Origin of the sequence: Anaerosporobacter mobilis DSM 15930, assembly GCF_900142955.1 — a bacterium.
Taxonomy (GTDB): Bacteria; Bacillota; Clostridia; order Lachnospirales; family Lachnospiraceae; genus Anaerosporobacter; species Anaerosporobacter mobilis.
This window is the reverse complement of the sequence record NZ_FRCP01000011.1, coordinates 1-12,941: the sequence shown is the minus strand read 5'-3', so window position 1 is coordinate 12,941 and position 12,941 is coordinate 1. Positions and strand designations below refer to the sequence as shown.

General features: G+C 35.1%; 14 protein-coding genes and 1 other annotated feature. Of the genes, 4 read left to right on the top strand and 10 right to left on the bottom strand.

Annotation, left to right across the window (positions count from 1 at the left end; genetic code table 11):
- Nucleotides 1-29: 29 nt before the first annotated feature.
- The 8 genes from BUB90_RS10845 to BUB90_RS24100 form a co-directional block, all read right to left on the bottom strand.
- Nucleotides 30-398: an ArsR/SmtB family transcription factor gene (locus BUB90_RS10845; RefSeq protein ID WP_073287548.1), complete on the bottom strand. Its 369-nt coding sequence runs from the start codon at nt 396-398 to the stop codon at nt 30-32.
- Between the two features lie 136 nt (nt 399-534).
- Nucleotides 535-1,200 (bottom strand): nitroreductase family protein, encoded by a 666-nt coding sequence (locus BUB90_RS10840; protein WP_073287545.1) that lies wholly within the window; start codon nt 1,198-1,200, stop codon nt 535-537.
- 175 nt (nt 1,201-1,375) lie between these two features.
- Nucleotides 1,376-1,873, bottom strand: coding sequence for a CYTH domain-containing protein (locus BUB90_RS10835; RefSeq protein ID WP_073287542.1), 498 nt, complete (start codon nt 1,871-1,873; stop codon nt 1,376-1,378).
- 65 nt (nt 1,874-1,938) lie between these two features.
- Nucleotides 1,939-2,424, bottom strand: coding sequence for a GtrA family protein (locus BUB90_RS10830; RefSeq protein ID WP_084139205.1), 486 nt, complete (start codon nt 2,422-2,424; stop codon nt 1,939-1,941).
- Nucleotides 2,425-2,547: 123 nt separating this feature from the next.
- The gene (locus BUB90_RS10825) at nt 2,548-3,765 is read right to left on the bottom strand and encodes a pyridoxal phosphate-dependent aminotransferase (RefSeq protein ID WP_073287538.1); all 1,218 of its coding nucleotides are present in this window, start codon (nt 3,763-3,765) and stop codon (nt 2,548-2,550) included.
- Nucleotides 3,766-3,879: 114 nt separating this feature from the next.
- Nucleotides 3,880-4,140 (bottom strand) — a binding site (T-box leader).
- 77 nt (nt 4,141-4,217) lie between these two features.
- Entirely contained in the window at nt 4,218-4,841 is a 624-nt protein-coding gene (locus BUB90_RS10820) for a superoxide dismutase (protein ID WP_073287535.1), read from the bottom strand.
- A gap of 359 nt (nt 4,842-5,200) precedes the next feature.
- Nucleotides 5,201-6,247: a ribosome small subunit-dependent GTPase A gene (gene rsgA, locus BUB90_RS10815; protein ID WP_073287532.1), complete on the bottom strand. Its 1,047-nt coding sequence runs from the start codon at nt 6,245-6,247 to the stop codon at nt 5,201-5,203.
- Complete coding sequence (locus BUB90_RS24100) at nt 6,244-6,366, bottom strand: hypothetical protein (protein WP_278277288.1); 123 nt, start codon at nt 6,364-6,366, stop codon at nt 6,244-6,246. Before BUB90_RS24100 ends, rsgA begins: the two co-directional genes overlap by 4 nt.
- A 619-nt stretch (nt 6,367-6,985) precedes the next feature.
- On the opposite strand from BUB90_RS24100, the gene BUB90_RS10810 reads away from it, so the two are divergent.
- The 4 genes from BUB90_RS10810 to phnE (BUB90_RS10795) all read left to right on the top strand — a co-directional run bounded on the left by BUB90_RS10810 (nt 6,986) and on the right by phnE (BUB90_RS10795) (nt 10,493).
- Nucleotides 6,986-8,011 carry a phosphate/phosphite/phosphonate ABC transporter substrate-binding protein gene (locus tag BUB90_RS10810; protein WP_073287528.1) on the top strand — a complete coding sequence of 342 codons (1,026 nt, stop codon included), beginning with the start codon at nt 6,986-6,988 and terminating at the stop codon, nt 8,009-8,011.
- 78 nt (nt 8,012-8,089) lie between these two features.
- Nucleotides 8,090-8,854: a phosphonate ABC transporter ATP-binding protein gene (gene phnC / locus BUB90_RS10805; RefSeq protein ID WP_073287525.1), complete on the top strand. Its 765-nt coding sequence runs from the start codon at nt 8,090-8,092 to the stop codon at nt 8,852-8,854.
- Between the two features lies 1 nt (nt 8,855).
- A complete protein-coding gene (gene phnE, locus BUB90_RS10800; RefSeq protein WP_073287522.1) occupies nt 8,856-9,680 on the top strand; it encodes a phosphonate ABC transporter, permease protein PhnE in 825 nt (274 codons plus the stop codon).
- A gap of 6 nt (nt 9,681-9,686) precedes the next feature.
- Nucleotides 9,687-10,493 (top strand): phosphonate ABC transporter, permease protein PhnE, encoded by an 807-nt coding sequence (gene phnE / locus BUB90_RS10795; RefSeq protein ID WP_073287519.1) that lies wholly within the window; start codon nt 9,687-9,689, stop codon nt 10,491-10,493.
- Nucleotides 10,494-10,646: 153 nt separating this feature from the next.
- On the opposite strand, the gene BUB90_RS10790 is transcribed toward phnE (BUB90_RS10795), so the two are convergent.
- Complete coding sequence (locus tag BUB90_RS10790; protein ID WP_073287516.1) at nt 10,647-12,167, bottom strand: bifunctional metallophosphatase/5'-nucleotidase; 1,521 nt, start codon at nt 12,165-12,167, stop codon at nt 10,647-10,649.
- Nucleotides 12,168-12,285: 118 nt separating this feature from the next.
- A complete protein-coding gene (locus BUB90_RS10785; protein WP_073287513.1) occupies nt 12,286-12,822 on the bottom strand; it encodes a hypothetical protein in 537 nt (178 codons plus the stop codon).
- Nucleotides 12,823-12,941 lie beyond the last annotated feature (119 nt).

Below are 12,941 nucleotides of genomic sequence, written 5' to 3'. Positions count from 1 at the left end.
TACTTTTACAAGCGATTTCTGTTCTTTTTTTACCACTTCTCTACTTTTCTCGGATCTTCTTTGGTTAAATCTTTGGCACTCTCATATATAACGCCTACTAAGTCTAAGATTCTTTTCCATTGTGACTCTGACGCATCCACAAAATAATAATTCTTAGTGCCTTCTCTTCTCATATTTATCATTCCTGCATCTTTAAGAATACGCAAGTGATGTGATACCGCAGGTCTTGAAAGATTGGTCTTTTTGGTGATCTCACCTACACGAATTCCATTACAATCGCTCTCAAGCAGAGCAATAATAATCTGTTGTCTTGTTTCATCACCTAACGCAAGAAATGGTTTTCTACATTCTTTAAGCTCATCAGCAATCTTTTTCATTCTCCACTTACATTTTTCCATACTTCTACTCCTTGTGCATCTATATATGCCGAACTATTCTAATACCAATTTCTATCTCTATTACTATCCCTATTTATATCTCTATCTGGTATCGTCTCATCTGTTCCCACGCTACCACATTGGAGCGCATGTATTACTATTTCCATTCAAAATTTTCCTTTCCTGCTCCACATTCAAAATGATACTTTACTATTCCTAGATCAATTTTGGAGTAAAAGCCCATCAATGCTTTTGCATTCACTTTGCCATCTTCTAGTGATATCAGGAATTTCTGTTGGTTCATCGCCGTTGGTGCTAGTGATGCTGCTTCCATACCACGCTGAAACCATTCAGGCATAGATCCTTCCACCTTACATAACTGCGTAATTTCTTTTGTTTTATGAGGAACTCCCTGTGTTTTACCATAACCTAGGGCGATTACTAAGTATAGTTTTTCACCCTTATCAATTCTACATTCACTTTTTCCTTTACTATAAGTCATAGCCACCCAACAAGTATTAAGTCCAAGTTCTTGTGCTTTAAGAACGACCTTTTCACCATAATAACCTGACATTTCTTCTATGTTCTTAGATTTCTTACCAACTATAGCAATATAGTTACGCACATTTTCAAATTTCCCGTAATGCGCCATTAATGAATCAAATGCTTTGGGTTCATCAAAACATGCCTGTATGTGTAGTCCACTTTCTTGATTGCATTCACTTATACATTCTAATAATTCTTTTCGATTACTTCCTTCAATTCTCTTGTCAGTATAACTTCTAACGGAATGTCTTTCTTTCATTAATTTCATGATATCCATACTATACATACTCCTTTTCCTGTTCACTAGTTTAAATCTTTGAACGATTATAACATAAATATCTCATTCGTGTTCATTGGTAAAGAAAGTCGATACCAATGATTTTTCTAAGACAAAAAACAAGAATTATCAGCAATACAAAAAACCCAGGACTTTACGCCCTGGATCTTTCCTATTATTGAAACATTTCTTCTTGATATCCATCTAATGTTGCAAGATAATTATTCTTAAAACGTTTATCTCTACTCACATCTTCTCCAAACCATTCCGGAGGGACAAATTCGCTTGCCGCTTCTTCACTTGGGAATTCAACTTCTACAAAAAACAAGCCTTTCAGTTGTTCCCTGAAGATATCTAATTCCGCTTTCAATCCATCGGTTAGTGGAATGATGTAACGTGTCTTAGCAATCATATGGTCATCAACTTTTGATTTAAGATGTTCATAACCAGATTCATTCAATGGTACTTCTACTTCATTGGATATACATGCATTCTGGCTCTGTTTATCCTCTATTCCAAATTTTGATTTGTATGTTAATATATAATCCTCATTACTACGACGAATTCGTACAATAGGATTCGTACACAGATAGCCTTGCTCGATAATCTTCTTCTCGTACGAATCTAGATTTTCTGGTAACTGTTTTACTCTATATTTCTTCTCTATTTCCATGGTATACCTCTTTTCAATTAGGCGTAGATATTCGTAATCCTCTCATCTTACTCATAACGAACAACTTACTTTGTAAGTTGTTCGTTAAAAACTACATATTTACTGAAAAAGTAATTAATGATTACAACTACAACATTCATGATAGCTTTCATCAGCATATTGTTTACGAATAGAAGATCAACACATACAAACATAGCCGCTTCTTCTACTAAGAAAGAGATAAACCTTGCAGTAAAAAATCTTCCTATTTGTAATATTTCACCAATCAGCTCTTTTTTTGTTGGTTTGAATACATATTTGGCATTTGCAAAATATGCAAACAACATAGCCACTACCCACGCAAACGCATTTGCGATAAGATTAGCAACTCCACAGATATTACATAACCAGTAATACGCAGTAAGATTCACACCTGTAGTAAGTGTTCCAACGATAATATAGGAAATCGTCTCTTTCTGATTTAGTATTTCCCAAAAGCGGCGAATTTTATCAATCAGAATACGCTTCTCTTTCATCTCATTGGTTACATTCATCTCTTGACTATACTTCATAACCCTTCCCTTATTAACCTCTACCTTTATTAACGCATTCTCGTTTAAATCATCCCAATTTTATCATATCATCCCATTTTTTCCAAGTAGGACAATCTTAACTTTTTCTTAAGGTAGTTATTATTATTTCTGACGGTATGTGCTTAAGAAGTCTGCTAATTTATCTGTCGCACTCTTTAATTCAATAACATTTGGTAAATATACGATTCTAAAATGATCTGGATCTTTCCAGTTAAATCCTGTCCCCTGCACAATTAATACTTTCTTTTCACGCAAGAAGTCTAGGGCAAATTGCTCATCATTCTTTATATTAAACTTCTTACTATCTAATTTAGGGAAGATATAGAATGCTGCCTTTGGCTTAACTACCGAAACCCCTGGAATTTCCTTTAATGCATTATATACAAATTCTCTCTGTTCGTACACCCTTCCACCTGGAAGTAATAATTCATCTGCACTTTGATAACCACCTAAGGCTGTCTGAATAATATACTGTGACGGTACATTGGAACATAATCGCATAGAGGCTAATAGATTAATTCCTTCAATATACCCTTTTACTCTTGATTTATCACCACATAAGCACATCCAGCCACTTCTAAAGCCTGCAACACGATGTGATTTTGATAAACCATTGAACGATATCGTGAATAAATCTGGTGCTAAGGAAGCAAGTGCTGTATGCTCAAGATCATCCATAACTAAACGATCATAGATTTCATCAGCAAACAGAATCAAACCATGCTCTCTCGCTACTTGAACGATTTGTTCCAGTATTTCTTTCGGATAAAGTGCACCTGTAGGGTTGTTTGGATTAATAACTACAATGCCTTTCGTTTTACTAGTAATCTTCTTCTTAATATCCTCAATATCTGGGTTCCATTCCGACTGTTCATCGCAAACATAATGTACCGCTTTCCCACCAGCAAGATTAACCGCTGCTGTCCATAATGGATAATCTGGCATAGGAACCAACATCTCATCCCCGTCATTTAATAATCCCTGCATAGCCAGAACAATCAGTTCACTTACGCCATTACCAGTGTATATATCATTAATCCCTACATTCGGAATCCCTTTTAACTGACAATATTGCATAATTGCTTTTCTTGCAGAAAAAATCCCTCTGGAGTCAGAATACCCTTGCGCATTGCGTAAATTGTATACCATATCATGAATAATCTCATCAGGTGCATCGAATTGAAATGGTGCCGGATTACCAATATTCAATCTTAGAATGTCAACCCCTTCCTCTATCATACGGTTAGCTTCGTCCATTACTGGACCTCTTATATCATAACATACATTCTCTAACTTACTTGATTTTTCAAAAGATCTCATACTTACCCATTCCTTTCTTTGTTTGCTCAAATTTTGATATAGGGTTTCTAGATGGGAATTTTATATAAAAGGGGTTCTTTTATATAAAAAACGCCCTAAACCAAGTTTTCCTTGGTTTAGGGCGAACATTTTGTCCGTGTTACCACCTAAATTCAGATATACATCTGCTCTCACCAGTACTTCTCTAATATGAATTAGAACTATACTTTTTCCTTATAACGGTGGAATTCCGATGAAATCTACTTTGTTAGAATACCTAACAGTTCGGTTCATGGCTCTGAGACTGCTTCGATCTAAATATAATGAAGATTCACACCAACCATCTTCTCTCTGTTAATATATATTAGATGTACTCCTTCTCTTCACTGCCTTTGGCTATACTTTATCACTTCAATTTGACACAGTATACCATCCTATATTTCATTTGTCAAGAATACGTTGAAAGTTTATATTTAGCTAATCGCTTTCTTATAAAGCTCATTTGCCTTGTTCCAGTCAACAACTTGGAACCAATTGTCAATATAATCTGCTCTCTTATTTTGATACTTTAAGTAGTAGGCATGCTCCCATACGTCCATTGCTAATACAGGTTTGAAACCATCAGCTAGAACAGTATCTTGATTTGGTGTAGATACAACTACAAGCTCTTTATTCGCATCTACTGCTAACCAAGCCCAGCCGGAACCAAAACGTCCAAGTCCTGCTGCCTTAAAACCAGCCTTGAATTCATCTAAAGAGCCAAACTTCTTAACAATAGCATCTTTAAGTTCACCTGCTAATTCACCTGCACCATTCTTCATACCAGCAAAGTATAAATTATGGTTATATACACCACCACCATTGTTACGTACAGCATTCTTAATGGCATCTGGTAACTCGTTCACATTAGCAAGAAGATCTTCTAAGGACCAAGATTGATGGTCTTTACTTCCCTCTAGTGCTTTATTGAGATTGTCAACATAAGTCTGTACATGTCGATCATGATGGATTTGAACAGTAAGTGCATCTACATAAGGTTCTAACGCGTCATAAGCATATGGTAATGCTTCTAATTGAAATGGATAATTTTTACTCATAATTAAATCCTCCTAACGATTCTAATTTATTTATTTTTAGTTTTAATATAATTCACTTATCGGTTAGTTGTGTCTAACTTTTCTTTATTATAGCACCTATTATAAACTTTTGCAATACTTTTAATAATAATAATTGTTATTATTTTTATTTTGTTATAAATAAGCCTTTTATTAGTTCAAAGTACGTCTAATGATCGGGCTTTTTTACTCAAGAGGTCTATGTTAGTGAACCTTACTATATAAAAAACCCTAAGCCAAGTTTCTCTTGGTTTAGGGTTTTCATCTATTTATTATATCTTTTTATTATATCTATTTACTGCCATATCTAAAACTTGGACTCCCATTATCAACAACTAGTATTACTTTCTTCTACTTCGATCTAGTCGTGATTGCTTTAATGCCTCTTTTTGTTCGCGCATCTTTGACTCTCTTTGCAGTTTTACATAACTCTTGTACCTGTGATCCGGTAATGTTCCGTTCTCAATTGCCTCTCTAATAGCGCAACCAGGCTCGTTACCATGTGTACAATTATTAAATCTGCATTGCTCCACTAATTCCTCCACGTCACCAAAGGATTCCTTCAATCCCTCTGATACGTCCCACAGCCCAAGCTCACGCATTCCAGGGGTATCTATAATTAATGCACCATTATCTAATTCTATCATTTGTCTATGAGTGGTCGTATGATATCCTTTGCTATCTTCTTCACGTATTCCATTGGTATTCATGATTTCTTTACCTGCTAGTGCATTTACTAACGTCGATTTTCCAATTCCTGAAGAACCTAGGAATACAATTGTCTTTCCATTGGTAACATAACGATTCAAATCTTCTAGTCCTTCCTCTTTTAGTGTACTAATCGCAACAACATCTACACCGGGTGCAACTAAACACGCTTGACCAATGTATTTCCAAGCATCATCAACAAGGTCTGCTTTGGTTAGAACGATAACTGGTGTTGCACCACTTTGCCATGCAGCAGTTACATATCTCTCAATTCTTCCCGTACTAAAGTTATGATTAAGAGATACCATGATAAATACATAATCAAAGTTGGTAGCAACAATTTGCTCTGTCTGTCTAGTTGCTGGATCTAATCTTGAAAAATATGATTTTCTCGGTAATACGGTGTAGATTATTGAATCTCCTTGGGGGTTATATCGAATTAATACAAAATCCCCAACTGCCGGATATGTCACTACTCCTTCATCATTATAGAATACGGAACCTTTTAACTTTGCCCCACTTTCACCGTGCTCACTAGCAATCTGATATCGTTCTCGATGCACTTGTGTTATTCTAGCCGGAATTAGTTTCTCTTGTATTCTTTCTTGTTTTATATATCTATCTGCTTCCATTTGGTCTGCTTGTGTAAAACCATATCTAAAATTCATTATATTATTCACTTTCTGCACCTCTCGATTTTCAATTTTAAATTCATTCCTGTTAACATTCCTATCTCTAACTTCTTATTATCGATTTTTTTTCTATCGAATTCCTTACTAACCAACATCTTTTCTGTCATTGCAATTCCTCCTTTGTCACATACTTTCTTTGTTGTTGTCACCGTCGACTTAATTGCATAGACTTCTCAATACGCGTGATTCTTATCTACTATAAATACACCTAGTTTGATATCCAATCCTCTAAAAAAGTGCGCAAAAAAAACACGCCTTGAAGCGTGTTTTATTATATAGTAAGACACATGGCTTTCCTGCCATTGTGCCTACGATCTCATTCATTTACACGAAAAGGTTCTGATTCGATACTTACGTATCGAGCACGTATGCAATTATTTGTTGTTTACCTTCTTATTCTCTTTCAACATAATTACTGTCTCCTTTCGTAAATCAAAAATTATAGTTGTGAAATATTACAGTACAGAACTATACTTTCCACTTAATTCCTTTCCATTTTATCACAAGTTTTTCACTTGTCAAGAGATATTCGTAAAAAACTAAAAAATTGCTTCTTTATTATTAAAGAAATCACTACTTTCTTACTATATTAAAATTACCATAAATTACATGCATTTTTAGGTTTTTTTCAAATGACAAACTGCAACTTGGAATGATATAATGCTAAGGAAGAAAAAATAGTTAACAATGAAACCATTTGTTAATCGATTATTACCAGGAGGCAATATGAAAAAGATAATTGCATTGTGCACAGTATTAATGTTAGCCATGTCTACACTTGTAGCGTGTGGTTCAAAAACTTCATCAGACAGTATTCCAACTGATGAATTAGTAGTTTACTTTGTTCCTTCAAGAGATCCATCAGAAATCAAAGCAGCTACAAAACCATTATCAAATTTATTAAAAGAGGAATTAACGAAACAAGGATTCGAATTCGATAAAGTAACAATTGAAGTTGGTACAAGTTTCGAAGCAGCTGGTGAAGCATTAGCTTCTGGTACTGCTCAAGTTGGTTTTATCCCAGGTGGTACTTATGTCCTATATTCTGATGGTATTGATGTTGCTTTAACAGCAACTCGTGATGGCTTAAATCATGATTCTGAAAATCCAGCAGATTGGAATACTTCTCCAACAGAAGGAACAGACAAACAAGTAACTTACTACCGTTCCTTAATAATCGCTGGGCCATCTGAAAAAGGACAAGCATTAGCAGACAAAGTCAATAGCGGCGAAAAGCTTACTAAAGAAGATATCGAAAGCGTAACTTGGGGTGTTTCAAGTAATACAACTTCTCCAGCTGGTTACATCTACCCAAGCTTATGGTTACAAGAGAACTTTGGAATGTCTATTACCGATTTGTCAAACAAAGTATTACTTGATAACTATGCAACAAGTCTTTCTCAGTTAGCAAGTGGACAAATCGACGTTATGGTAACTTATGCCGATGCTCGTCGTGATTATGCCAAGGATTGGGAATCTACCTTTGGTAGAAAAGCATCTATCTGGGACGAAACAAATGTAATTGGTGTAACAGATGGTATCTTCAATGATACAATCTCTGTTACCAAAGATGAAAAAGTTATGAATGCAGAATTAAAGGCGGCAATCCAACAAGCATTCATCAACATTGGTAATACAGAAGAAGGAAAAGAAATTATTGCTATCTACAGCCATAATGGATATGAAATTGGTCAAGATGCGAATTATGATGCTGAAAGAGAAGCGCAAAAATTAATTCAGTCTATGCAATAATTGTTTCTTAGGAAATGAGTTCATGGAAACATGAACTCATTTTTATAGCGAGATTTTGAAAGGAGCATGTTGGTTAGCATGATAAAATTTGAGAAGGTAAGCAAAGTTTATCCGAATGGATATAAAGCGCTTAACAACGTTACATTAGAAATTGAGCAGGGTGAATTTGTGGCCATTATTGGTCTATCTGGTGCCGGTAAGTCTACATTACTTAGAACAATTAACAGAATGCATGATATTACAGATGGTAAATTGACTGTCCATGATAGAGAAGTTAACAACCTTAGAGGAAAAGAGTTAAGAAGATTCCGACGTAAAATAGGTATGGTTTTTCAATCCTTTAATTTAGTAACAAGAACGACCGTTATTAAGAACGTCTTAACTTCAAGAGTACCTGACATGCCATTATGGAAAGCTATTATTGGATTATATTCAAAAGCAGACAAAATCATAGCACTGGAAGCCCTTGATAAAGTAGGAATCTTGGATAAGGCTTATATTCGTGCAGACCAACTATCTGGTGGACAGCAACAACGTGTTGCTTTAGCAAGAACATTAGCACAAAAACCAGAGATTATCTTAGCCGATGAACCAGTTGCGGCCCTTGACCCTGTTACTGCTGGTCAAGTTATGGATGACTTTAAGAAAATCAACAAAGAGATGAACATTTCCGTTCTTATAAACATTCACCATGTAGATTTGGCGTTAAAATATTGTGACAGAGTGATCGGAATTAGAGCCGGTGAAATCGTATATGATGGTCCTTCTAAAGATGTAGACCATGAAATCTTAAAAGAAATCTATGGACGCGAATTAGCAGATAATGAAGTGATGGGGGAATAGTATGTTTCGAGCGATTAAAAATATATTCGTACCTGAAAAAATCGTTCTTAGTGACGGTAAAGAAATAAAACCACCAATGCCAGTAACCCCATATATTATTATCGGTTTATTAGTTGCTGTTTATATCTCAATTAACATAACGGGATTCAGTTTCAAAACATTAGTGGATCGTGGAAGCTATTTTTTTGACATCATAAGGGATATGTTTCCACCCGATTTTGGTTATGCTTCTAAAGTAGTATCACCACTGATTGAAACCATTAAAATGTCCATATTAGGGTCTATCATCGGTAGTTTTTTAGCGATACCTTTCGCAATCTTATCATCAGTAAATATAACTAGGTCAAGAGTTGTTATAGCTCTTGTACGTTTTGTTTTAAGCATTACAAGAACCTTACCAACACTTATCATTGCATTATTAGCAACGTATTTCTTTGGTCTTGGGACATTCGCTGGTACAGTTGCTATCACAATATTTACATTTGGTCTAGTTGTTAAGATGCTTTATGAGAAGATTGAAACGGTTGATATGGGTCCTTTTGAAGCCATGGAAGCTGTTGGTTCTACAAGACTAAAAGCATTTATCGGATCAATTATGCCCCAAATTGCTTCTTCTTATGTTGCAATATGCCTCTATAGTTTAGAATTAAACGTTAGATATGCAGCAATTCTAGGTTATGTTGGTGCTGGTGGAATTGGAGTCATCTTAAACGAAAAGATTGGCTGGAGACAATATGATCAAGTTGGTATGGTCTTAGTAATGCTATTCATCACAGTTGTAATCATCGAACAAGTTAGTAAATATGTAAGAGAAAGGTTAGGTTAGGGTAAGATGGAATATACAGTAAAGAAACAATTAGAAAAAGAACCAAATCTTTGGATTAAAAAAGCCCTAACCGTTGCATTTATCTTGGCAATTATTATTTGGTCGCTTCAAACTATCCGGTACAATGGTGTGAAGGAAAACGGTGTAACCATTGCTAAAAACGTTATCTCTGGTATCCTACACCCAGATATGGATATGTTGTTCGACTTTACAGAAGGGGTTCCTGCTCTATTATTAGAAACGATTTGTATTGCCTTACTTGGTTCTCTGTTTGGAACAATCTTAGCAATCCCTTTTTCATTCCTTGCTTCTAGTAATATTGTTCCTAAATGGGTTAGTATGATTACTTCCTTCATTATTGCTGCGATTCGTACTTTCCCTGCCTTCGTATATGGGCTTATGTTCATTCGTGTCACTGGTCCTGGTGCCTTCGCTGGTGTACTTACCCTATCTGTAACTTCCATCGGTATGGTAAGTAAATTATTCATTGAATCCATCGAAGATTTGGATACTCGAATCTTAGAATCATTAGATGCAGCTGGCTGTAATACTTTCCAGAAGATCCGTTACGGCATCATTCCACAATTATTCACTAACTTTGCATCAACTGCAATCTATCGTTTCGAAATTTGTTTAAAAGATGCTTCCACTCTTGGTTTAGTAGGAGCTGGTGGTATCGGTGCTCCACTGATCTTTGCTATGAACGCATTCAACTGGAGTGAAGTTGGTGCTATTTTATTCGGTTTAATTGTATTAGTTCTTATTGTAGAAGTACTTTCAACAAAGATAAGAAACAAATTGGCTCGTGGTTAATCCCCCCTATACAACTTTATAGGTACATGTAAAGTTGTGTATTAATATATAAAATAGGAGAGAAACAAGTATTAATGTACTTGCTTCTCTCCTCGTTTATATAAAGGTTGATATGCATGAAAATAATCTGTTGCAATACCGTAACAATCATTTTTATGAATGCATGACCTGTATATATCTATTCTCATCTACATTGACATAAGAATGCTTTTTAAAATAATCTATAATTACTTCAGGCATCTCTGTTAAGATCTCCTTAGCAACCTCGCATTCACTGTAAAACTCATATCCACCTGCCCCACTTGCTCGGTAATTATTCATTACAAGTGATAGCGTATCTTCGTTAGTAATCTCTTTTCCTTGATATCTTATACTTGTAACTCGATTTCCTATATCTTTCTTTAAGTCGAAAGTATATTCAAGATTTGAGAAATAATCATAATTATAATGTTCTACTTTGGGTTTTAGAAAACTTGTACTTATTGTGATATCTCCATCTTTGTAATCAAAATAACTTGCGCATCTCTCTAACGCTTTCTTTAAGATTCCCTTCGTCACCCTTAATACTACCAGTGTATTCGGATATGGATAGGTGGCTAAGATATCTCTTACTGTAACATTCTCATTAAATCCCTTGATAACATTTGCAAATGACGTACAAGCGATATCTGCACCACTTGCTTCTAATTGAATTTGATTAATAAAATTTGCTAAAGACGAGCCTTGCAATGCCATAGTAAGATGAGAATCCGGAATTAATGCCTTACTAAGATGACCTACTGGTGTATCAAGCCATCTTTGCACATCTTCTTCCAGTGGCAGATACTCATCATAGATTTCTTGCTTTGGTGGTAAATTTGCTTCTTTTAATGAAGATGCAAATGATTTCTCTCTTGTTGCTTCATTGTATTCCATCATAAGTTCTATAAACCTTGTCCCATTATGAGGTGTCTGTGCGACATATGTCCCATAAAGGCTTTGACCTTCTACAGGCATATGTTGGTGCCCTGTTAGTAAGATGTCAAAATCAAAATCCTTACAAATCTTATAAGCAATATTCTCCTTTGAATCGCTTAACTTCTGATTTGTAGCTAAGTCATATTCAAATCCACCATGATAGATTCCTATCACAATATCTACTTGCTGCTTAACTGTATCAAAGACTTTCTCAATTGATATATACACATCTTCAATCAGAAAATTCTCTATATTAGATGGTCGCTCCCAACGTGTAATAAAATCCGTGGTAAAACCTATTATACCTACTGTTAGTCCGTTCTCCATAACCTTGATGTCATAAGGTAAGACATGAATGCCTTCTGTTGTATCCTTAATATTCGTACAGAGGCATTTACCATTAAGATGGTTCAGATATGATTTTAGATATTCATAACCATAATTAAATTCGTGATTACCAAAAGTAACATAATCGTATCCTGCTGCATTCATAATATCTGCCATCGGATGTTTCACCAACATCTTACTGCTTAAGTAATTGGTAAAAGGGGAGCCTTGTATTGTATCACCACCATCAATTATTAAGGTGTTTCCATCCTTTTCATACTGATTTATACAATTCAAAAGTCCGATATTTTTCATACTTTCATCTAGATAATCTGTTGGATATACGTATCCGTGTACATCTGAAGTAAAATATATTTTTAATTGTTTCATATTATTCTCCATTCGCTTCCATATTACTATTATTATTACGCTTACAAACAATAATAGTATATCACAGGTATCTAGTGTAAATCATGGTATAATCTGGAATCACTAATCTTTGCATATACTACTCATCTTGATAACCCTTATAGCGCATACTCCCATAATTTTCAGTGATTATATTATCTCTACAAGCCTCTAGGTCTTTTCTTTGCATTCTCTTAATCTGTAGAAACGTGCACCCTTTACAGTATGTTCCCGAGGAAATGCTTCTTCCACAAAGAATACATCTTTTTGTTGGAGAAAGTTCTTGTTTTATATGTTTTGACGACTCTTCCGTCTTATCTTCCATATTTTGAAAATTAGTTTTCGTATCCGTTTTCGTAGTTAACGATGGATTTGATTTTTCCTTTTTCTTAACTTCTCTTTCTCTCTCTTTTTCAAAGAATACCTGATTTCGAATTCCTTCAATTCTAGCTAGATAATAAGCCTCTTTTTCTTCGTTCGTAAATGGCACTTCATAACATAGATTTGGATCTTTATTAAGTACCACTACATGTGTACAGCACAACAGACATCCATATCTTCCGTCTCCATGATATTCCATTAAATTACGACAATTAGGGCAGTATTTAATTCCTATATCGCCAATTTGCTCAGCCATATGTAACCTCCCTCAAATATACTGTCAACTTTTAGACTCGAGAAATTACTCCGTAATTTCCCTCGTTAACTTATGACTCCTCCGGAGTACGGTCTTACACTTCGTGTAATCCCTAGCTC